General features: G+C 59.7%; 20 protein-coding genes. 9 read left to right on the forward strand and 11 right to left on the reverse strand.

Annotation, left to right across the window (positions count from 1 at the left end; all coding sequences use genetic code 11):
• The first annotated feature begins 50 nt into the window (after positions 1-50).
• On the forward strand, positions 51-539 hold the full coding sequence (locus LZG00_14805) for a peroxiredoxin (protein MCF3595264.1): 489 nt from the start codon (positions 51-53) through the stop codon (positions 537-539).
• 134 nt (positions 540-673) lie between these two features.
• Here LZG00_14805 and LZG00_14810 read toward each other — a convergent pair whose 3' ends face one another.
• The 6 genes from LZG00_14810 to LZG00_14835 form a co-directional block, all read right to left on the reverse strand.
• Positions 674-964 carry a 4a-hydroxytetrahydrobiopterin dehydratase gene (locus LZG00_14810; protein ID MCF3595265.1) on the reverse strand — a complete coding sequence of 97 codons (291 nt, stop codon included), beginning with the start codon at positions 962-964 and terminating at the stop codon, positions 674-676.
• Positions 961-2151, reverse strand: coding sequence for a GNAT family N-acetyltransferase (locus tag LZG00_14815; GenBank protein ID MCF3595266.1), 1191 nt, complete (start codon positions 2149-2151; stop codon positions 961-963). The genes LZG00_14810 and LZG00_14815 overlap by 4 nt, the downstream gene beginning before the upstream one ends.
• A 52-nt stretch (positions 2152-2203) precedes the next feature.
• A complete protein-coding gene (locus LZG00_14820) occupies positions 2204-2968 on the reverse strand; it encodes a phosphodiesterase (GenBank protein MCF3595267.1) in 765 nt (254 codons plus the stop codon).
• Between the two features lie 8 nt (positions 2969-2976).
• Entirely contained in the window at positions 2977-3438 is a 462-nt protein-coding gene (locus LZG00_14825) for a RidA family protein (GenBank protein ID MCF3595268.1), read from the reverse strand.
• A gap of 132 nt (positions 3439-3570) precedes the next feature.
• The gene (locus tag LZG00_14830; protein MCF3595269.1) at positions 3571-4881 is read right to left on the reverse strand and encodes an HlyD family type I secretion periplasmic adaptor subunit; all 1311 of its coding nucleotides are present in this window, start codon (positions 4879-4881) and stop codon (positions 3571-3573) included.
• Positions 4881-6620 carry a type I secretion system permease/ATPase gene (locus LZG00_14835; GenBank protein MCF3595270.1) on the reverse strand — a complete coding sequence of 580 codons (1740 nt, stop codon included), beginning with the start codon at positions 6618-6620 and terminating at the stop codon, positions 4881-4883. The genes LZG00_14830 and LZG00_14835 overlap by 1 nt, the downstream gene beginning before the upstream one ends.
• A gap of 334 nt (positions 6621-6954) precedes the next feature.
• Here LZG00_14835 and LZG00_14840 point away from each other — a divergent pair, with 334 nt between their 5' ends.
• On the forward strand, positions 6955-7725 hold the full coding sequence (locus LZG00_14840; protein ID MCF3595271.1) for a VacJ family lipoprotein: 771 nt from the start codon (positions 6955-6957) through the stop codon (positions 7723-7725).
• Positions 7703-8320: an ABC transporter substrate-binding protein gene (locus tag LZG00_14845; GenBank protein ID MCF3595272.1), complete on the forward strand. Its 618-nt coding sequence runs from the start codon at positions 7703-7705 to the stop codon at positions 8318-8320. The genes LZG00_14840 and LZG00_14845 overlap by 23 nt, the downstream gene beginning before the upstream one ends.
• Before the next feature lie 38 nt (positions 8321-8358).
• On the opposite strand, the gene LZG00_14850 is transcribed toward LZG00_14845, so the two are convergent.
• Positions 8359-10527, reverse strand: coding sequence for a PBP1A family penicillin-binding protein (locus tag LZG00_14850; GenBank protein MCF3595273.1), 2169 nt, complete (start codon positions 10525-10527; stop codon positions 8359-8361).
• A 258-nt stretch (positions 10528-10785) separates the two neighbouring features.
• On the opposite strand from LZG00_14850, the gene LZG00_14855 reads away from it, so the two are divergent.
• The 6 genes from LZG00_14855 to LZG00_14880 all read left to right on the forward strand — a co-directional run bounded on the left by LZG00_14855 (position 10786) and on the right by LZG00_14880 (position 16954).
• Entirely contained in the window at positions 10786-11124 is a 339-nt protein-coding gene (locus tag LZG00_14855; GenBank protein MCF3595274.1) for a P-II family nitrogen regulator, read from the forward strand.
• A 22-nt stretch (positions 11125-11146) separates the two neighbouring features.
• Positions 11147-12646 carry an ammonium transporter gene (locus LZG00_14860; GenBank protein MCF3595275.1) on the forward strand — a complete coding sequence of 500 codons (1500 nt, stop codon included), beginning with the start codon at positions 11147-11149 and terminating at the stop codon, positions 12644-12646.
• 141 nt (positions 12647-12787) lie between these two features.
• Positions 12788-14632 carry a DNA mismatch repair endonuclease MutL gene (gene mutL, locus LZG00_14865; protein MCF3595276.1) on the forward strand — a complete coding sequence of 615 codons (1845 nt, stop codon included), beginning with the start codon at positions 12788-12790 and terminating at the stop codon, positions 14630-14632.
• A complete protein-coding gene (gene rmuC, locus LZG00_14870; GenBank protein MCF3595277.1) occupies positions 14629-15816 on the forward strand; it encodes a DNA recombination protein RmuC in 1188 nt (395 codons plus the stop codon). The genes mutL and rmuC overlap by 4 nt, the downstream gene beginning before the upstream one ends.
• A gap of 178 nt (positions 15817-15994) precedes the next feature.
• Entirely contained in the window at positions 15995-16321 is a 327-nt protein-coding gene (locus tag LZG00_14875) for a DUF3775 domain-containing protein (GenBank protein MCF3595278.1), read from the forward strand.
• A 363-nt stretch (positions 16322-16684) separates the two neighbouring features.
• Positions 16685-16954, forward strand: a complete 270-nt coding sequence (locus LZG00_14880; protein ID MCF3595279.1) for a hypothetical protein — start codon at positions 16685-16687, stop codon at positions 16952-16954.
• A 59-nt stretch (positions 16955-17013) separates the two neighbouring features.
• On the opposite strand, the gene LZG00_14885 is transcribed toward LZG00_14880, so the two are convergent.
• The 4 genes from LZG00_14885 to LZG00_14900 are packed head-to-tail and all read right to left on the reverse strand — an operon-like array spanning position 17014 to position 20508.
• Positions 17014-18153 carry a saccharopine dehydrogenase NADP-binding domain-containing protein gene (locus tag LZG00_14885; protein MCF3595280.1) on the reverse strand — a complete coding sequence of 380 codons (1140 nt, stop codon included), beginning with the start codon at positions 18151-18153 and terminating at the stop codon, positions 17014-17016.
• Entirely contained in the window at positions 18150-19211 is a 1062-nt protein-coding gene (locus tag LZG00_14890) for a saccharopine dehydrogenase (protein MCF3595281.1), read from the reverse strand. Before LZG00_14890 ends, LZG00_14885 begins: the two co-directional genes overlap by 4 nt.
• Positions 19208-19834 carry a glutathione S-transferase family protein gene (locus LZG00_14895; GenBank protein ID MCF3595282.1) on the reverse strand — a complete coding sequence of 209 codons (627 nt, stop codon included), beginning with the start codon at positions 19832-19834 and terminating at the stop codon, positions 19208-19210. The genes LZG00_14890 and LZG00_14895 overlap by 4 nt, the downstream gene beginning before the upstream one ends.
• A 14-nt stretch (positions 19835-19848) precedes the next feature.
• On the reverse strand, positions 19849-20508 hold the full coding sequence (locus LZG00_14900) for a histidine phosphatase family protein (GenBank protein ID MCF3595283.1): 660 nt from the start codon (positions 20506-20508) through the stop codon (positions 19849-19851).
• Positions 20509-20559 lie beyond the last annotated feature (51 nt).

Raw genomic sequence — 20559 nt, forward strand, 5'->3', positions numbered from 1 at the left:
GAACCTATAACCTTGGTGCGATAAAGCGCAACGCGGATAGGAGAATTGACATGGCGATTTCAATTGGAGACCGGCTGCCGGAGGGGACTCTGTTCAAGATGGGCGACAAGGGGCCTGAGGCGGTGGAAGTCGGGGCGTTGACCAAAGGGCGCAAGGTTGTGCTGTTTGGTCTGCCGGCGGCGTTTTCGGGGACGTGCACCAGTGCGCACTTGCCGAGTTTCATGCGCACCCGTGAGGCGTTTGGCGATAAGGGCGTGGATGATGTGGTCTGTGTGTCGGTGAATGACGCGTTTACCATGGGCGCCTGGGACAAACAGATGGGCGCGACGGACTCAGGGATTGCGATGTTGGGCGATGCGTCGGGCGCGTTCACCAAGGCGATGGGCATGGATTTTGATCTGGCGGCTGCCGGGCTTTTCGGGCGCTCAAAACGATATGCGATGTATGTTGAGGATGGGGTTGTGCGCCAGCTTAATGTTGAGGAGCAGGCCGGGGTCTGTGAATTGAGCGCAGGCGAGACGCTTTTGGATCAACTCTGAAAAACTTGGCAATCTGAGCGCGTTGCCGTGGTTTGGCGTTCGCCGAGATGCCAGAAAATGAGTATTTTAAGAAAGATAAAAGGGGCGGTGTCGCATGTCTGCGACGTCGCCCCTTTCCGTTTCGGGGGGCCGGTTCAAAGGCTGTCGAGTTTGCGGGCGAGTTTGGCGTCGAGCGCGCTGAGGCCGTCGGCGTCATGGGTGGTGAGCGTCACTTCGATCCGGTTGTAGACATTGCGCCATTCCGGGTGGTGATTCCATTTCTCGGCCCAGATCGCGGCGCGGGTCATCCAGCCGAACGCTTCGGTGAAATCGTCGAATGTGAAGGTCTTGACCAGCGCATCGCGGCCTTTGGCCATTTCCCAACCGGTTTGAAACAACGGCGGAAGCAGGCTTTCGCGGGCGGTATCGGATAAAAGTTCGTTCAATCGTGATCCTCCTCAGGAGTCTTGCGGAAGGGGCCGTAGGCGGTGAGCACCTCGATTTCTTCCGCAACGGCGTCGCGCTCTGCCTCAAGATAGTGCGAAACTGCCCCGGCGAAACCCGGATCTGCGATCCAGTGCAGCGCGTGGCAGGTTGTGGGCAGATATCCGCGCGCCAGTTTGTGTTCGCCCTGTGCCCCGGCTTCGACACGTGAGAGGCCATGGGTAATGGCGAAGTCGATGGCCTGATAATAGCACAGTTCGAAATGCAGGCAGGGGTGATGCTCGGTGCAGCCCCAGTAGCGGCCATAAAGCGTATCGCGGCCAATGAAATTGAGCGCGCCGGCGACGAAGGCGCCATCGCGTTCAGCAAGAACCATCAGGATGTCATCGCGCAGGGTTTCGTGGGCAATATCGAAAAACGCGCGCGTGAGATAGGGCGTGCCCCATTTGCGGCTGCCGGTGTCTTGATAAAAGCGCCAGAAGGCGTCCCAATGTTCGGGCTTGATGGCATTTCCGGTAAGGGAGACGATTTGGCCACCGAAATCTTGGGCCTGGGCGCGTTCGCGGCGGATGTTCTTGCGTTTGCGCGAGGAAAGGGAAGCAAGGAAGCCCTCGAAATCGGGATAAGCGGCGTTTTCCCAGTGAAATTGTTGAGTGGTGCGGTGCAGCAGGCCCATTTCCAGGCCTGCCTGTGCCTCTTCCTCGGTGCAGAAGGTGATGTGGAGCGAGCTGATCTCATTGTTGGCGGCGATTTCGACCGCGCCTTGGATCAGGGCAGACCGCCCGGTAGTCTCAAACCCCGGTTTAACCAATAGGCGGCGTCCGGTGGCAGGGGTGAAGGGCACGGCGATCTGGAATTTGGGGTAGTATTGCCCACCCGCGCGCTCGAAGGCATGCGCCCAGTTGTGGTCGAAGATGTATTCGCCCTGGCTGTGGGATTTGGCATAGAGCGGGGCGCAGGCGATGATCTCGGTCCCGAGATGGGCGGTAAGATAGCGCGGCTGCCAGCCGGTGCCGGGGCCGACCGAGCCGCTCTGTTCGAGTGCGGCCAGAAAGCGATAGGTGGTAAAAGGATCGGCAGGGGCGCCGCCCGCTGTAGTCTCGGGGCAGGCGCAGGCATCCCAATCGGCGCGCCCGATGTCGGAAATCGACGCGTGCAGTTGGATTTCTATGGGAGTTTCACCGTCCATTGGTGGAATATCGGGGTTGGGTTGCGTGGGGGCAAGGCCGTTGAGAACATTCTTACAATGCTGCGAGGTAGGCCTCAAAGGTGATGTTGTCGACGACCTTGCGCGCCTCGGCCTCGATTTCGGCTGATGTCACGGTCCAGCAAAGGATAGGGGCGCCGACAGTGCGCAGTTCCGAGAGCCGGGGATTGTGCAGGTCGATGACGTTATGGGAGACGAAGCTGGCGCCGACCGATTCGTAATCGGGGATTGTGCGCAGATGATCGCAGGTAGCCGGGGGCAGAAGCGGCCAGTCGAGCGGGTTGTAGGCACAGGTGACGAGCCCGCGGGCAACACCCGGCAGAAGCCGTTCGAATGCTGCGACTGCGTGCGGATTGAATGACATCACCGCCACCGGTCCGCGATAGGATTTCAGAGCTTCGGCGGTGGCGTATTCCAGCGGGCCGACATTGGGGCCCATGGCGCCATCCTGATCCTTGATTTCGATGAGCAAGGGAGTTGCGCCATCGACCAGCGCGAGCATCTCTTGCAGGGTGGGCACGGTTTCACCATCGCCCCCGAGGAGGGGGATCTGGGCCAGTGCGGCGGTGGTGTGTTGACGGATCGGGCCACGTTCGGACGTGAGGCGGGCGAGATCGTAGTCGTGAAACACCATCGCCTGACCATCGAGCGAGAGCTGAACGTCGAATTCGATACCATAGCCCGCCGCAATGGCGGCGCGAAATGCGGCGCGCGAGTTTTCAGGACGGCCCGCCGAAACGTCATGCAAGGCCCGATGGGCAAGAGGGCGGGTCAGAAAAGCGGGATCGAGCGCGGGCATGGGGCGGTCTACCGGATCTGAAAGATGGCTTCGATTTCGACGGCGACACCGAGCGGAAGCGCGCCTGCCGAAACCGCCGAGCGAGAATGACGACCGGCGTCACCCAGCGCTTCAACCAGGAAATCGGAGCAACCGTTGATGACCTTGGGCTGTTCGGTGAAATCAGGCGTCGAATTGACGAAACCGGTGAGTTTGACCACACGCACCAAGCGGTCGATATCGCCGCCGCAGGCCGCCTTGAGTTGGGCCAGAAGGCCAATGGCGCAGGTCTTTGCCGCTGCGGCGCCGGCTGCCGTATCAAGATCGGCGCCGACCTTGCCGGTGATCAGCGCGCCATCCTGCATGGATATCTGGCCCGAGACGAAAACCAGATCGCCAACCTGAACGAAGGGGACGTAATTGGCCGCCGGGGCGGGGGCGTCGGGAAGGGTGACGCCAAGTTCGGCAAGGCGGGTTTCGATCTTTGACATGGGAGGCTCCTTGGGCAGGGTTCGAATCGCACAGACGCTAATGCCTTTTGCATCAAATCTGTGCCTGAGATCTAGTGCAAGACGCTTTGGGATATAGGGGCGGCGCCGGCGAGTGATGCGGCGTTCAAGCCGTCAGCTTTCGCGGAAGGCTTTGGAGAAATAGCTGGTGAGTGGGCGTAGAAGATAGGCCAGCGGTGTGCGGTCATCTGTGCGAATAAAGCTGTCGACGGGCATACCGGGGAGCAAGACCGCCCCTTCGGGCAAGCGATCAGTCTGGCCTTCATCGAGAACGATCTCGGCGCGATAGAAGGTGGCGCCGGTGACCTTATCGGAAAACGCATCGGCGGACACCTTGGTGACACGGCCAAAAACGTCGGGCGAATTGCGTTGATCGAACGCCGGGAAACGCAAGGTGACCTCCTGACCGACATAGACCATGTCGATATGGATCGGGTCGACCTGAGCGGCGATGACGAGCGGGCGATCCTGCGGCACAAGAAACAGGAGCGGCTGGGCCGGGCTTATCACTGAGCGGCGGGCAAATACTGCGAGATCATAGACGATGCCAGAGACTGGCGCGGTAATATCGAGGCGGTTGAGCCGTTCATCGAGTGCGCGACGCTCTTCCATCAAGGCAAGCTCGCGCTGACGCAGGTCGCGCAACTGGGTAATCGCCTCTTCGCGACGGTGCGTGGTGAGTTTGAGAATTTCGATTTCGATTTCGGTGATGCGGGTATTGGTTTGCGCCTTGCGCGCAATCAATTCGCCAACCGAGCCGGCCAGCCGGGCTTGCTCGCGCTGAAGCGCCAAGACGCGAGAGGCCTGCGCCAGCCCCTTGTCGAGCAGTGCCTGTTGCGAGGCGAGTTCCTCGGCGATGAGGTTGCGCTGAATTTCCATCGCCGCCGCCTGGGCGTCGATGCCTTCGATCTGGTTGTTGAGCTGTTCGCGCTGCCGCGAGAGCTGTTCTGTTTCGCGGCTGATGGTTTCGTCGCGGGCGCGCAAGAGGTTGGTCTGGCCTTCCATGAGTTCGCGCACATCGGGATCGGTGGCCGCCCGTGTGTGAAGCTCCTCGGGAAATTTGATCTCGCTGGTTCCGTCGCGTTCGGCGATCAGTCGCCCCTGCCGGGCCATCAGCTCAAAAAGTTCGCTTTCGAGAATAGCCTTCTTTGATTGCCATTCAACCGGATCGAGCTTGATCAGCACTTGTTCGGCGGTGACGGCATCGCCCTCTTGCACCAGGATGTCGGCCACAACGCCGCCATAGGGGTGCTGCACGACCTGGCGGTTTTGAGCGACTTCGATGCGGCCAGAGGCGACGATGGCGCCTGCGATCTTGGTCAGGGTCGCCCATGAGCCGAAACCACCAACGAGAATGGCGACGCCGAGAAAACCGACGAACAGAGGTATGCGGGCGCTCCAACTGGGGTTTTGGGGGGCAGTCATCAGCGAATTCCAGCCGGTTTGCTGGCAGATTGGATCGTAGCGGCGTTCTTGACCCTTTCGCGCAGGACTTCGTCACGCGGACCAAAAGCGGTGCGCACACCGCCTTCCAGCATCAAAAGCATCTCGCATTCCTGAATTGCGGCGGGGCGGTGGGCCATGATGATGACAGATCCTCCAGAGGCTTTCATCGACCGGATGGCAGCGTTGAGCGCCTCGGAGCCGGAATTGTCGAGGTTGGAATTGGGTTCGTCCAGCACCAGAATTACCGGATCGCCATACATCGCACGCGCCAGGCCGACGCGTTGAATCTGCCCGCCAGAGAGTTGCCCGCCCGCGACCGATATCGGCGTGTCGTATCCTTGTGGCAAGGTTACGATCAGGTCATGGGCATCGGCCTTCTTGGCGGCCTCGACCACCTTGGCGTCGTCAAGCTGGGGCGAGAGTCTGGCGATGTTTTCTGCGATCGTTCCGTCAAACAGCTGCACCCGCTGGGGCAGATAGCCGATATAGGTGCCAAGCACCGTGGGATCATATTGATCGAGCGTTGCACCATCCAGCCGGACATGGCCGCCCGCTGGTCGCCAGACACCTGTAAGAGCGTGCGCCAGTGTTGATTTTCCGGCACCAGAGGGGCCGATCACGCCCAACGCCTTGCCCGGTTCCAGCCGGAAACTCAGCATCCGCAGGCTGGCCGTTGACTGACCCGGTGGCACCATTGTGAGCTGTTGCACGTCGAGTAGGGCGCGGGGTCTCGGCAGGGCGGTGCGTGGCGCGGCGGGGGGCACTTCGGTGAGCAGACGGGCCAGACCGGACCAGCCACGCTGTGCGCGTTCGACCATTGGCCATTGGCCGATGGCCATGTCGATCGGAGCGAGGGCGCGGCCCAGTAGGATCGAGCCGGCAATCATCGCACCTGGGGTCAATTCACCTTGAAGCACCAGATAGGCGCCAACACCCAGCATTGCCGATTGCAGGAAAAGTCGGAGTGCCTTGGACATCGAGGTGAAGGAGCCGCGAAGATCCGCGGCTTGAATGCTGGATCCAAGCGCGGAGGTGCGGCCTTTCTGCCAGCGCTGGAATGCGGCGTCGCGCATGCCCAGAGACATGACCAGTTCGGCCTCTTCGCGCAGATGCGACGCCATGCGATCAGACCCGGTAGAGGCCATTCCGGCACGCTCCAAGGGGGTGCGTGATACCGATTGGTTGATCAGCGCCACAATGATCAGGAGCGCCCCGCCACCAAGGGCGAGATAGCCGAGCCAGGGGTGGAAAATGAAAATGGCGAAGATGAAAGCCGGGGTCCAGGGAATGTCGGTCAGGGCCAGAAGAACGGGCGATGACATCAGGCGCTGTACCGATTCGAGATCGGCGAGATTTCCGGCGGTTTCCTGTGAGCCGCGAACGGCGGATTTGCGCAGCACAGCATCAAACACGCGACCATCAAGGCGGGCCTGAAAGCGGGCGCCGGCCCGCGCCATCACCCGGCTGCGGGCGAATTCGAGAACGCCATACATGGCAAACAGGAAGGCCGCGATGCCCGACAGTGCAATCAGCGTTGCCACCGAGCGCGAGCCAAGCACGCGGTCATAGACCTGTAGCATGTAGAGCGGCCCGGTGAGCATGAGCAGGTTGACGAACACGCCAAAGAGACCAACGGACCAGAACAGGCCACGGCTTTCCCGGCGCGCAGAGCGAAGCTCGGCCAGGCCAGCGTCGACAGGAGGCGATTTTCTGCTCATGAATCCCATATTGCCTTGTGGCGAAAAATTAAAACCTATCGTGTCAATTTCCTACGATAAGCGGAAACCTGCAAGGGATTGTTTTCAATCCGCTTGATCCAACGCCGAGACCCGACCAGCGCCTCACGAAGTTTCTCTTATGTGTCAAACCGGGTTGCACCCAGCTTTGTGCAGTGATCTGATGCAACAGCGCCGAAACAATGCAGGCGGCGTGCCATTTTTGTTTCAAGACTGATGCGATAAGGTTTAGAGAACATCGGCACGGATTGAAACGCAAACACGAATTGAGACGGAATTGAATTTGTCTGATTGCTGCCCTTCTCGCCAAGGACATATGCGCAAGCGGTGTGGTGTGGCCTTGGGTCTTGCCGTTTCGCTATTGCTTTCGGCGTGCAGTGTTCCCGGCCCGGGCGGCGCGCCTGATGGCATTCACGACCCTTATGAAGAGACCAACCGGCGCAACCATGAAATCAACCGCGCGATTGATCGCAGCCTTCTGCGCCCTGCGGGCAAGGGGTATACCACCGTGGTGCCCGTTCCGGTGGCCGACACGGTTTCGAATTTTGCCGACAACCTGAGCCTGCCGGGCATGGTGGTCAACAATGTGTTGCAGGGTGATTTTGGCGGAGCGGTTCACAACAGTTTCCGCTTTTTCGTCAACACGGTTTTTGGCATCGGTGGTCTGGGCGATCCGGCCAGCGAAGTGGGCATTGACGCAGTGGAAACCGATTTCGGAGAGACGCTGCATGTCTGGGGGGTGCCGGAAGGTGCCTATGTCGAATTGCCTCTGTTTGGTCCGTCGACGGAGCGCGCCGCAGTCGGCAAAGCGGTGGATTTCGTTATCGACCCGCTCGGTTTTGTTCTGCCCAAGCCGGAGAAATATTACGGCACGGGTGTGAAGGTGCTGTCGAAGGTGGGCAGTCGCGGCCGCTATTCCGACACGATCGATTCGATTCTCTACGAAAGTGCGGACAGTTATGCCCAATCAAGGATAATATACCTGCAGAATCGCCGGTTCGAGCTTGGATCGGATGGTGATAGTTCTTATGTCGATCCCTACGATGACCCATATGGTGACCCTTATGCCGATCCTTACGCAGAATAGACCTTCACGCCGCAGCGCCCTTCTGGGAATGCTTTCGGGCATCGCGATGACGGCTGTGGCCGGACCTGCCATGGCGCTGAGCGCGGATGGCGCCAAGCAATTGGTCGATGCGATTGTCGCCGATATCAACAAGGTGATCGGTGCGTCGAGTTCTGAAGCACAGAAGATTTCGCAGTTTGAGCAGATTTTTGTGCGCTATTCCGACGTGCCGACCATCGCGCGCTATGCGTTGGGAGCGGATGCGCGGCGGGCTTCGTCGGCGCAGATCAATGCCTTCACAAAGGCGTTTCAGGTTTATGTCAGCCGCAAATACGGCAAGCGGTTCCGCGAATTCATCGGCGGCAAGATTGAAGTGCAAAAGGCCAAGAAGGTGAAATCCTTCTTTGAGGTCAAGACAATCGCCCATCTGCGCGGTGAATCGCCCTTTGAGGTCACATTCCTGATTTCCGACCGGTCGGGGAGAAGCAAGTTCTTCAACATTTTCATCGAAGGTGTGAACATGCTGTTGACCGAGCGGACCGAAATCGGAGCGATGCTTGACAAGCGGCGCGGCGATATCGACGCGTTGATCCGCGATCTGAAAAGCATGAACTGAGGCGGAAGCCCGCCTCGACCTGGCCCGCTGTCGGCAAATCAGCGGTTTTCGTAGCCCAGAACTTCATCAAGAGCACGTTCAATCCCGGTGCTGGTGCGCTGGCCTTGGTCTTGTTGGGTTTGTTCGGGAACAGGTAGTGTTGGCGCGATCGGTTCGCGCATGGGCAGGGGACGGACCGGCAGGTCGGCATGCACCCGAACCATTGTTTCGTGCCAGATCTCGGCGGGCAGTCCTGAGCCTGTGACGCCGGAGAGCGGTGTATTGTCGTCATAACCCATCCAAACACCGGTAACGTAGTCGGCGGAGAAACCCAGGAACCATGCGTCGCGCGCCGATTGGGAGGTGCCCGTCTTGCCCGCTACGGGGCGGTCAGGCAGGCTGGCGCGTTTGCCGGTGCCTTCGGACACGACCTTGCGCATCATCCAGATAAGTTGGGCGGCGGATTCCTCGCGGATTACGCGCTCGCCGATGCCGGAGGTGGCAGAAAAGATCGGTTCGGCGCTGCCCAGAAGTTTCAGTTCGGTCATGCCATAGGGCGTAACCGAACTGCCGCCGTTCAGAATGCCGGCATAGGCGCCGGTCATCTCTAACAACGACGCTTCGGACGCGCCAAGCGCCAGCGCCGGGCCTTGGGCCAGATCGGAGACTATGCCGAATTGTTCGGCCACGGTGCGCACGATATCGAGGCCGACTTCCTGCGCCAGTTTTACTGCCGGGATGTTGAGCGAGTATTTCAAGGCGTCGGTCAGCGTCACCATTCCGCGATAGTTTCGCGAATAGTTTTTGGGACACCATTGGCCAGATCCGGGGACGTTGACGCAATAGGGTGCATCTTCGATCATGTCGAGCGGAGAGCGGCCAAGATCGAGCGCGGCGGCATAGACGAAAGGTTTGAAGGCCGAGCCGGTTTGCCGTTTGGCCATCGTGGCGCGGTTGAATTCGCCCGTGACGCGGGTTTTGCGCCCGCCGACAACGGCGCGAACGGCACCATCGGAGGACATCACGACAATGGCGGCCTGAGCCTCGGAACCATCCTTGACCTTGGCTTCGAAGATGGTGCGCATCGCCTCTTCTGCGGCGTTTTGAATGCGCTGATCAAGGGTGGTGCGGATGATCACGTCTTCGGTGGTGTCGCGGGTGAAGAATTCTGGTCCGGTCTGCATCACCCAGTCGGCGAAATAGCCGCCGGCCTTGCGCTGGGCGGCTTCGGAGAGTTGTGCCGGATTGGCCACCGCTTTTGCGTGCTCGGCGTCGGACAGATAGCCTTGCTCGTGCATCAGCTTGAGCACAGTTTCAGCGCGGTCCTGGGAGCGTTTGAGGTTGTTGGTCGGGGCGTAGCGGGTCGGCGCGACCAGTAGGCCGGCGATCATCGCGGCCTCGGAGGCCGAGACCTGTGCGGCGGATTTTCCGAAATAGCGCTGTGAGGCGGCTTCGACGCCACGCGCGCCCGCCCCCAGAAAGGCACGGTTGAAGTAGATGGTGAGGATTTCGTCCTTGGTGTATTTAACCTCCATCGCCATCGAATAGATCGCTTCCTTGATCTTGCGCGCGAGTGATCCCCGACGACAATCGGCCTCGTAAGCGGCCTCGTTTTTCCATTTGCTGGAATCGTAAGGCACGCCAAGGCACAGGAGTTTTGCCGTCTGTTGGGTCAAGGTCGAGCCACCATGGCCCGAAAGTGGGCCGCGTCCCTCGCTGAGGTTGATGCGCACGGCGCTTGCGATGCCACGTGGCGACAGGCCGAAATGCGAATAGAAACGTCTGTCTTCGGTCGCGATGATAGCATTTTTCAAATAGGGGGAAGCAGATCCGGCGGTAACGACACCGCCGAATTGGTCGCCGCGCCAGGCGAAGACATCGCCCTTGGCATCCAGAAGCGTGACCGACCCGCGCGAGCGGCCATCAAAGAGCTGGTCGACGGGGGGTAAGCTATAGGCGACGTAGCCCACGGCGAGGCCGATGATGGCAGCGGTGATCAGCCCGATGCGCCAGCCAAATCCCCAAACCACCCGAAAGATCAGGCCGAACACGCCGAGCACAAAGGCGACGAGGAAGTTGCGTTTGCGCGCGGGCTTGCGACCGGCGGTTTTAGCCCTGGGCTTTGCCTTGGATTTGGCAGCCGAGGGCTTCGCCTTGGGTTTGGCGCCCGATTTTGGATACCGTCGGTCCGCCACGAGGGGCGGTTTCTTGCGACCTGAATTGCTCATTTATTGCCCTGCTCGGCGCTTGTTGTTGTGCACACAATAGACGCCTGAATTTGAAAAGTTGAGAGCTTCCTTGCGTTGCCCGGCTATTTGATCTGCCTAAAACGCAGGCATTTCAGAGATAGCGCATAATATTTCATCGTTTCCCGGGGAAATTTCGCTCAAAAGGCCCCGCGTTGCTTCCGGCGCGGGCGTGAGCTGGGTTTTGCTGCACGTGCAAAATTAGGCCGGGTTGACCGGCGCAACGAAAGGGAACCTGAGGTGAAACTCATCATAGCGACAATCAAGCCTTTCAAGCTTGAAGAAGTCCGCGAGGCGCTGACCGGGATCGGCGTGCGTGGAATGATGGTTGCGGAAATCAAGGGGTTTGGCGCGCAGTCTGGCCATACCGAGATTTATCGCGGCGCGGAATATGCGGTGAATTATGTGCCCAAGATCAGGCTGGAAATCGCCGTCTCGACGTCGATGGCGGAGCAGGTGATCGAAACCATCGCGACGACAGCGCGCACCGGCAAGATCGGGGACGGCAAGATTTTTGTGCTCGACATTGCGCAGGCGATGCGCGTGCGCACGGGCGAAATCAATGATGACGCGCTTTGATTGCGCTCGGAAGGGAAGACCAATGAAACGGATAACAACATTTCTGATGGCATGGGTGTTTGCCATTATAACCGCGTTTGGCGTGCTTTCGCCGGCCATGGCGCAGGATGAAGGCCCATCAGCCGAGGCTTTGGCAGCGGCCGAAGCGGCCTATATGACGCCAGATCAGATGATCAAGCAAAAGGCGCTTGATGCGGCATCCGCTGCGGCGCAAGAGGCGCTGGATGGGGGCGAAGATGCGGCGGCTGCAGCGGCTGACGCGATTGCGGCGACATATGCGCCGATGATCAATGGCGACTTCATCTATACATCGCTCCTGTTCCTGATCGGTGGCTTTCTGGTGTTCTGGATGGCGGCCGGGTTTTCGATGCTGGAAGCCGGGCTGGTGCGTTCAAAGAACGTGACCACGCAGTTGACCAAGAACATCACGCTGTTTTCACTGGCGGCGATCTTTTACTACCTGATTGGCTACAACCTGATGTACCCGCTGGGTACTTGGATGGTCGACGGCGTTCTGTCGGGTGTTTGGGGGCCGGGTGTGCTTGAAGCGACCGGAATTACGGCTGCTGGTGCCGATGATATCGGTTATGCCTCGACCGGGTCGGATTTCTTCTTTCAGTTGATGTTCTGTGCGACGACGGCGTCGATCGTTTCGGGCACTTTGGCTGAGCGGATCAAGCTGTGGCCGTTCCTGATCTTTGTGATCGTTCTGACGTCGGTTATCTATCCGCTGCAAGCCAGCTGGAAATGGGGCGGTGGCTTCCTTGATGCGGCTAACTTCCAGGATTTCGCCGGTTCGACTGTTGTTCACTCGGTCGGTGGCTGGGCGGCTCTGATGGGTGCGCTGTTGCTTGGACCGCGGATCGGCAAATACAAGGATGGCAAAACCATTCCGATGCCGGGTTCGAACCTTGCCTTGGCAACGCTTGGCACGTTCATTCTGTGGCTCGGTTGGTTTGGCTTTAACGGCGCTTCGCAGCTGGCCATGGGCACCGTGGGCGATGTGGCTGATATCAGCCGTATCTTCTCGAATACCAATGCGGCTGCTGCCGGTGGTGCGATTGCCGCTCTGGTTCTGACGCAGATCCTCTACAAGAAGCCTGACCTGACCATGATCCTCAACGGTGCACTTGCCGGTCTGGTCTCGATTACGGCTGAACCGCTGACACCGTCTTTGGGTGCGGCAACTCTGATCGGTATGATCGGTGGCGTGATCGTGGTCTTTGCGGTTCCGTTCCTTGACAAGCTGAAGATCGACGATGTGGTTGGTGCCATTCCGGTTCACCTTTTGGCCGGTATCTGGGGCACGCTCGCCGTGCCGCTGACCAATGGCGATGCCGGGTTCGGTGCGCAAATCTATGGGATTGTCGTAGTGGGTGCCTTCACCGTGATCACATCGTTGGTGGTGTGGATGATCATCAAGGTGACTATGGGCATTCGGGTCGATGAAGAGACCGAGATCAACGGGCTCGACATGGGCGAAATGGGCATGGAAGCCTATCCGGAATTCACCAACGGCTAAGCCGTGGTGAGAGGGACGTGAAGCAAACCCGGGCGCCGCGTGCGCCCGGGTTTTTTTTGTGCCATCAAGAGGCAGGCAAAACGAGTGGGTCTTGCAATGTCGGGTGGTCGAATCGCGCCGTGACGTGCTAAATATTGCGGTATGTCAGAGCCACACCCCCAAATAAGCGAAAAACGCCCGCAAATCCGTCAGTTGGACGATGCGGCGATCAATCGGATTGCGGCGGGTGAGGTGTTGGAGCGCCCCGCGAGCGCGGTGAAAGAGTTGGTCGAGAACGCCATTGATGCGGGTGCGCGCCGTATTGAGGTATCTTATGGCGATGGCGGCAAGACGCTGATCCGGGTGCAGGATGATGGTTGTGGCATGACGCCAGACGATCTTCCGCTGGCGTTGTCGCGTCATGCAACGTCGAAGATCGACGGATCAGATTTGCTCGATATTCACACGTTCGGGTTTCGTGGCGAGGCGCTGCCCAGTCTTGGGGCGGTTGGGCGGTTGAGTGTGACCACGCGGGCCAAGGGATTTGACGGGGCCGAGGTGAGTGTTTCGGGGAGCGTGGTTGGCGCGGTGAAGCCTGCGGCGCTTTCGGGCGGAACAATTGTCGAGCTGCGCGATATTTTTCATGCGACACCCGCACGGTTGAAATTCATGCGCACCGACCGGGCAGAGGCGCAGGCGATTGGCGATGTGGTCAAACGGCTGGCGATGGCCGAGCCCTATGTCGGTTTTACCCTGCGCGATGTGTCGGGCGGGGGTGAAGGGCGGGTGACGTTTCGCGCTGATGCCGAGCAAGGCGAGTTGTTTGACGCGTTGCATGGGCGGTTGGCGCAGGTGCTGGGGCGCGATTTTGCAGAGAATGCTCTCAGGATCGAGGCGGAGCGCGAGGGGCTGCATCTGACCGGCTATGCCGCGCTGCCGACTTATTCGCGCGGGTCGGCTGTGGCGCAGTATCTTTTTGTTAATGGCCGACCGGTGAAGGATCGGATGCTCTATGGCGCATTGCGGGCGGCCTATTTCGATTTTTTGAGCCGGGACCGGCATCCGGCGGCGGCGTTGTTCATCAATTGCGATCCGCATTTGGTGGATGTGAACGTGCACCCCGCGAAATCCGAAGTGCGGTTTCGTGAGCCGGGATTGGCGCGCGGGTTGTTGGTGAGTGCGCTGCGTCATGCATTGGCCGATGCGGGGCATCGTGCCTCAACCACCGTGGCGGGGGCAACTTTGGGCGCGATGCGACCCGAGCCGATGGGGCCGGGGCGGGTTTATCAAATGGATCGCGCGTCAAAACCGGCGCTGAGCATGGCGTATCAGATGCAGGCGCCGCAGATGGATGCGCCGGGGTTTGCCGAGGCGATGAGTGCGCGGATTGAACCTTTGGTTGAGGACGAAGCACCCCAGGCCGAGGCGCTGCCGCTGGGCGCGGCGCGCGCGCAGGTGCATGAGAATTACATCATTGCCCAGACTGAGAGCGGGATTGTGATTGTCGATCAGCATGCGGCGCATGAGCGGCTGGTTTATGAAAAGCTGAAGCGTCAGATGGCGGAGAATGGCGTGGCGGCGCAGGCTCTGCTGATCCCCGAGATCGTCGAGTTGAGCGAGGGGGATTGCGCGCGGCTGATGGAGCTGGGCGATGAGTTGGCGCGGCTGGGGTTGGTGATCGAACCGTTTGGCGGCGGAGCCTTGGCAGTGCGCGAAACCCCGGCGATTTTGGGCGAGGTGAACGCGGATGCGATGCTGCGTGATATTCTTGATGAGTTGGACGATCTGGGTGAAAGCCTGAGCGTGCAGGCACGGATTGAGGCGATTTTGAGCCGGGTGGCGTGTCATGGGTCGATCCGGTCGGGGCGGCGGATGAGGGGCGAGGAAATGAACGCGTTGTTGCGCGAAATGGAAGCAACGCCGCATTCGGGGCAATGCAACCACGGGCGACCGACCTATGTGGAGCTGAAGCTGAGCGATATCGAGAGGCTGTTCGGGCGGACATGATCGAGATCGGCGGGCGGGTTTTGAGCGAAGTGGAAATGGCCGCAATTGCGGGCGGTGCGCTCTTGCTGTTGATATTGATCATGTTGATCGTCGCAGTAAGGGCGGTGGGGCGCAGCGCACGGGCAACCGAACCGCTGGTGTATCAGATCAGTTCATTGGCTGCGCGCGTGCAGGGGTTGAGCGATGGGCAGCAGCAGCTTGCGGGCGGGCTTACCCATGTGAGCGAGGCGCAGGCAGCATCGCAAGGTGCAATGCTGCAGTTGATGGAAAAGCGTCTGGCCGATGTCAGCGGAAAGATGCAGGAGAACCTGCATGGCAGCGCGCAACGCACGGCGAAATCGTTGGGTGAATTGCAACAAAGGTTGCAAACCATCGACAAGGCGCAGGAGAATATCACCAAGCTTAGTGGCGATGTTCTTAGCCTTCAGGATATTTTGAGCAATAAGCAGACGCGGGGCGCGTTTGGGGAAATCCAGCTCAAGGATATTGTCTCCAAGGCGCTGCCATCGGATGCCTATGCTTGGCAAGCGACGCTATCGAATGGCAGGCGGGCGGATTGTCTGATCCATTTGCCCAACCCGCCGGGGCCGATCGTGATCGACGCGAAATTTCCGCTGGAGGCCTATGAGGCGCTGCGCAATGCCGAAACGCCGGAACAATTGAACCGGGCAAAACAGGCGATGCGGATCTCGGTGAAGACCCATATCAAGGCGATTTCGGACAAATACATTCTTGATGGCGAGACCGCCGACGGCGCGTTGATGTTTCTGCCGTCAGAGGCGGTCTATGCCGAGTTGCACGCCAATTTCCCTGAACTGGTGCGTGAGGGGTTTGCGGCAAGGGTCTGGATTGTGTCGCCGACCACTTGCATGGCGACGTTGAACACGATGCGGGCGATCCTGAAGGATGCGCGGATGCGCGAACAGGCGGGCGCTATCCGTACCATGTTGCGGCATTTGCACCGGGATGTGGAATTGGTAGTCGAACGGGTGCAAAAGCTGGACACGCATTTCAACCAGGCGCGCAAGGATCTCGAAGGGATCGGCACGGCGGCGGAGCGGGCGGGTAAACGGGCTGCCAAACTCGACAATTTCGATTTTGAAGAGATTGCGCCGGAAGGGGAGCCGGGGGTGCTGCCGCTAAGCCGGTCAGTCAGCAAGCCAACCGGTATCGGCGACTCTTAAGGCGCGGCCCAAATCATGGCCGTGGGGTGCGGCTGAGGGGTTTGGAAGTCTCCGGCAAGAGTATTTCAGGAAAGATGAAAGCGGGCGCGTTCCAGATTGCGCCAGATCAAGGACTAGGGATTGCATGACGTAGTTCTTTGGACAACAATAAACGGAACGCCGACAGGAGGATTGACCCATGCTGGATATCTCGGTTCACAAAATTGCACAGGTGATCCTGATGGCGCGCGAGCTTCGCCGGGCCGAGGGCGAGTTGCGCGGATTTATCGAACGACTGACCGAAGAGGAACAGGCAAGCCTTGTTGCGGTCATGTGGATCGGGCGCGAAAGCTTTTCTGCGGACGAGTTGGAAGAAGCCAAGCGCACAGCGATGAACGAGGCGACAACCCCCACCGTAGACTATCTTCTTGGCACGCCGCATTTGTCGGATCACCTTGAAAACGGGCTTGATGAGCTTGGTCTTTCGGCGGTGGATGATGAGGATGACCTTGTTCGCGGGGGGTAAATCCGGAAACATTTCTCACGAAATCTGAAAGAGAACCTCGAGGGGTGGATCTACAGGTGCGTGCATGTAGCGTGTAGGATCACAAAATGCGTAACGCGGCGCGCACGGCAGCGTTATGCGTGTGCAATATTTCAGACTTCATCGGTTTGCTTGCCGACGCAACGCATTGAAAGTAAATATAAAATTCAACGTTTTGAAGAAGCGCAAAAAGTTTCAGAAACGTGGGCATTGTTTGCGCACGAGTCGGTGAGCGCGTGTGTTTTGCAAGGTGGGCGGGGAAGGCGCATGTTGGTTGCAGATCGAAAGACACGATCCCAACGACCAACGCCGAACAGGTTTCGGAGCAACACAAAGGATTTTGATATGAAACTCGCAATTGCAGCATTCTCGACCGCCCTCGTTCTTGCCACCAGCGCATCGGCCATGATCGGCCCCTATGAACGTGCAGTGATCGACCCGACCGTTGAAAATGGTCTCTTCACACGCGGCGAACAGAAGACCGTCGAGACCAAAGAAGTGGCAAGCCCGGCCTATAGCTGGAATGCTGGGCAACCGCAGGAAGTGACCGTGTTTTCGACCAGTTCTCCCGACAATCAGGGGAATGACGGTTTCTATAATCTGGAAGGTCGCTGAGTTTTAAACCACAGCTTGACGTATGCGCCCGGGTTTTAAACCCCGGGCGCATATGCTTTTCAGACTGTGCTTACGATTTGCATATGCTGAGCCAGCGTGTCGATTTCGCCAAGCCAACGGTCAACCAGCTTTGGATCGGAGGGTGCGGCGGAGACGCCAGCGGGGATTTCCCGGTTGAGAACCGCCTCGACAGAGAGGGCAACCGGCACTGAGACCAGCCGAGCCATGGCAGAGCTGCGCTCGTCACCCCAGGCATCCATCACATAGGTCTTGTGCCAGACCGGGGCGCCGTCTTTTTCGGCTTTCAGGCTGACGCAGAGCACGACGCGATCGGGCTCGCCGGTCTCATAGGCGTTTTCGGCCCAGAATTGATCGGACATTTCCTTGAGGCGGGCTTCACCAGCGCTGCCTTGCAGGGTTTCGATTTCTTCAAATACAGGTTTCCAGGCGTCAGCCCAACCGTTGAGCCGCAATGTGCCGCGCACGAATTCGCGCACTGGCCATTCGGGGGCGAAATTATAGTCGGCCATGAAGGGTATGGAATCACGATTCGGGTAGACTTCGAAGCTCTCAGGGGTGGGCAACGGCGCGTCATAGCGGCTGATTGCGTCCCAGGGGCGGGCGACATTCAATTCGGTGAAATTGCGGATTGAACGCGACGGAGAGCGCAGGGCCTTGAGCACACCCAGAGGCGACCAGCTGAACTTGTAGCGAAAGGCGTTGGAGATTTTCGGCACACCACCGCAATAGGAAAGGAAGCTGATTTCATTGTCGGACGCGTAGGCGCGTGATGCGCGATAATCAGCCACCAGCTTGTGCGCCATCAGGTGGTCGATGCCGGGATCGAGGCCGACTTCGTTGACAAAGGCGAGCCCGGCAGCGCGGGCCTTGTCATCAAGCGCACGCATTTCGGGAGAGATGTAAGAGGAGGAGACGAAATGCGCCCCCTTGGCGAGACAGATTTCGGCCAGCGGGACATGCCAATCACCGGGCAGCATCGAGACGACAATATCGCCTTTCTCAACCGCTGCGCTAAGGGCATCCGGATCGAAGGTGCGGATCTCGTTGGTGATGTCGCCGACAGCGTCTTGCGCTTTGCTAGCAGTCCGGTTCCAGACGGTTACTGAATGGCCTGCTTTGATCAGGCGACGCAGGCCGGGGATGGCGGAGAGGCCGGTGCCGCACCAATGGATTGTCATGAGGAAACCTCGCTGAGATGTTTTTTGAATTCTGCCTCGGCACGCGCCCAGACGCCGGAGGCGAGATTGGAGAGGCTGAGCAGTGAAGGCAAGAGCTGGGCGGCATAATCCTGTGAGCTTTCGACGGGCAGCATTGAGGGCAGGTTGTCAATCGCCATCACGTCGAGCGGCGGCGAAACGTGTGCGCGAAACGCCGGGGCTTGCCAGGTTGTGGCCTTGGAATAGATCGGCACTGGGTTGTAATCGCTGTCGGGATCGCAGGCGATATCTCCGACGGCGGTGAGCCTGCGCGTGGCCGTGAGCGCCGATTTGGGGACGAAGACCGGCGTGCCGGGGCGCGCGAAGATGCTGTTGAGGAAGATGTCATGCTCGAGGATTTCGGGGAAGGGGCCGCCTGAAGAGGTCTCGGCCATGTCCCATTTGGTGACGCTGACGTCCATCGTTTCGCAGAGATCCGCAGCACCGGTGCCGACGCGACCCAGAGCGCCAATGACGATGGCGCGAGGGCGGGGCGCACCTGTGTCGTCGAGCCGCGCGGCGAGATCCGACAGCAGCGCGTCCTTGTCGGGATAGGCGCCGACGGGGCCGCAGATTCCGCCCTGTTGCTGGGCGGCCCAGGCCATGAGGGTCACGGCGGCGCCGGCAAAACCGGCCCAATACCCGAAGGCAGCGACGCGGCGCCCCTGTTCATCGACGAGGTATTCCAGGTCATAAAGCGTGCCGCCGCCCGCCTTGAACCGGCGCAGCAATTCCTTGCCGGAATGCTGGCCTTTGAAGGCGTGGCCGAACATGATGTGGCGGTGCGGCAGCGGTGTGCCGTCGTCGGGCAGTTCCTTGAGGCCGAAGATGATGGCATCGGCGGGTGCGTCGGGCCAGGAGTTTTCGGGCGCGACTTCGACTCCGGCGTCGAGATAGCCCTGCATCGGGATGGCGCGGACCGAGCTTTCCTCGACCGTTACGCGGATGCCTGCGTCAAGCAGCGCCTTGGCGCCTTCGGGTGTGAGGCCGGTGCGTTCTTCATTTTCGCGCTGTTCGGCGCGTAGCCAGAGATGGATCATGTGGCGAATTCCGTAACAATTTCAAGATTATGGACTGATCTTACCGAAGCGCGTTTGCGCATTGCGCGATGATGTGCAGTCAATTTGGGATAGGCAGTGATATCGACGCCATCACCGGGCAGCCAGGTGCAAATGGTGAAGAGCCAGGGATCGGCGAGGCTGAACTTGTCGCCCAGAACGTAGGGGCCGATGAGATGGCTTTCGACATAGGCGCAGGAGGCGGCCATGTTTTCGGTGACCTTGGCGGTCATCGACGCGTGGGCGGCAGGATCATCGGACCAGCGGCTGCCGCGCATGCGGTGGGCATGATTCACATGCATGGTCGAGGCGAGATAACACATCATCTCGCGCATTTTTGCGGCCTGAAACGGATCGGCGGGCACCAGCGCCTTGTCGGGCGCCTGCGCCGCCGCCCATTCCAAGAGCGCGCCGGTTTCGGTGAGAATGCCCTGCGGGGTTTCAAGTGTCGGCACGCGGCCTTTGGGATTGAGTTTGTGATAGGCGGGCTTGGTCTGTTCGGCGCTGGCGAAATCAACGCGCACCGGCTCGAAAGCCAGGTCGGCTTCGATCAGCGTTATGGCGGTGGCGACCGAGATGGTGTTCGGGGCGTAATGCAGTTTCAGCATGAGTGGCGGCCTTACAAATGGGTCTGGGCGAATTGACGATCGCGGGTTTCGAGATGCGGGATGGAATTGAAATGCGCCAGTGACGGGCGGCCCTGGATCACGTGCAGGCGGTGAACCGAGCTGTTCATGATGGTGAGCGCGATATGGCTCCATGCCATGACATCCAGGTTCAGGATACGGCGCAGGATGGTGGCGATCACGCCGCCGGAGGTAACCAGCATGGCGCGCCCGGGGCTGCTGGCGATTTCGTCGATCAGCGCGTCGAGACGAGTGGAGAAATCGGCGTAGGATTCGGGGGCATCGGCAATCTCATCACGCTCCCAGGCCGCGAACACGCGCGGCAGATGGTCGATATAGCCTTCGCGGGTGTCGGGCAATGCGAGGCCGTGTTGCGCAGCCATCAGCTGTGACATGGTGAAATAGGGCAGCTCGTTGAGCCTTGCATCGGTAGACAGCGGCGCGTGGCGTTCGACGCCCATGCTTTGGGCGGTTTCCACCTGACGGCGGAGCGTGCCAGAGATGATCTGCGAGAACTGCTCGCCAGTGGTTTCGAAATGATCGCCGAGCCAGCGCGATTGCTGATGGCCAAGATCCGACAGCTTGTCGTAGCCGGTTTCGTCGCGGGCGTGGGAATTGGCTTGACCGTGGCGGATGAGGGTGATGTGGGGCATGGTATGTGTCTCCGTTGGCGTCTTGGTAGGGGAGCGCCGGGCGGGCGACAA

It is taken from the genome of Rhodobacteraceae bacterium LMO-JJ12, from assembly GCA_021555075.1.
GTDB lineage: Bacteria > Pseudomonadota > Alphaproteobacteria > Rhodobacterales > Rhodobacteraceae > JAKGBX01.

What these genes read in the sequence shown, in the direction of transcription:
- LZG00_14805 (MCF3595264.1), top strand. Translation starts at nt 51, where the DNA reads ATGGCGATTTCAATTGGAGACCGGCTGCCGGAGGGGACTCTGTTCAAG.
- LZG00_14815 (MCF3595266.1), bottom strand. Translation starts at nt 2,151, where the DNA reads ATGGACGGTGAAACTCCCATAGAAATCCAACTGCACGCGTCGATTTCC.
- LZG00_14820 (MCF3595267.1), bottom strand. Translation starts at nt 2,968, where the DNA reads ATGCCCGCGCTCGATCCCGCTTTTCTGACCCGCCCTCTTGCCCATCGG.
- LZG00_14825 (MCF3595268.1), bottom strand. Translation starts at nt 3,438, where the DNA reads ATGTCAAAGATCGAAACCCGCCTTGCCGAACTTGGCGTCACCCTTCCC.
- LZG00_14830 (MCF3595269.1), bottom strand. Translation starts at nt 4,881, where the DNA reads ATGACTGCCCCCCAAAACCCCAGTTGGAGCGCCCGCATACCTCTGTTC.
- LZG00_14835 (MCF3595270.1), bottom strand. Translation starts at nt 6,620, where the DNA reads ATGAGCAGAAAATCGCCTCCTGTCGACGCTGGCCTGGCCGAGCTTCGC.
- LZG00_14840 (MCF3595271.1), top strand. Translation starts at nt 6,955, where the DNA reads ATGCGCAAGCGGTGTGGTGTGGCCTTGGGTCTTGCCGTTTCGCTATTG.
- LZG00_14845 (MCF3595272.1), top strand. Translation starts at nt 7,703, where the DNA reads ATGCCGATCCTTACGCAGAATAGACCTTCACGCCGCAGCGCCCTTCTG.
- LZG00_14850 (MCF3595273.1), bottom strand. Translation starts at nt 10,527, where the DNA reads ATGAGCAATTCAGGTCGCAAGAAACCGCCCCTCGTGGCGGACCGACGG.
- LZG00_14860 (MCF3595275.1), top strand. Translation starts at nt 11,147, where the DNA reads ATGAAACGGATAACAACATTTCTGATGGCATGGGTGTTTGCCATTATA.
- mutL (MCF3595276.1), top strand. Translation starts at nt 12,788, where the DNA reads ATGTCAGAGCCACACCCCCAAATAAGCGAAAAACGCCCGCAAATCCGT.
- rmuC (MCF3595277.1), top strand. Translation starts at nt 14,629, where the DNA reads ATGATCGAGATCGGCGGGCGGGTTTTGAGCGAAGTGGAAATGGCCGCA.
- LZG00_14875 (MCF3595278.1), top strand. Translation starts at nt 15,995, where the DNA reads ATGCTGGATATCTCGGTTCACAAAATTGCACAGGTGATCCTGATGGCG.
- LZG00_14880 (MCF3595279.1), top strand. Translation starts at nt 16,685, where the DNA reads ATGAAACTCGCAATTGCAGCATTCTCGACCGCCCTCGTTCTTGCCACC.
- LZG00_14885 (MCF3595280.1), bottom strand. Translation starts at nt 18,153, where the DNA reads ATGACAATCCATTGGTGCGGCACCGGCCTCTCCGCCATCCCCGGCCTG.
- LZG00_14890 (MCF3595281.1), bottom strand. Translation starts at nt 19,211, where the DNA reads ATGATCCATCTCTGGCTACGCGCCGAACAGCGCGAAAATGAAGAACGC.
- LZG00_14900 (MCF3595283.1), bottom strand. Translation starts at nt 20,508, where the DNA reads ATGCCCCACATCACCCTCATCCGCCACGGTCAAGCCAATTCCCACGCC.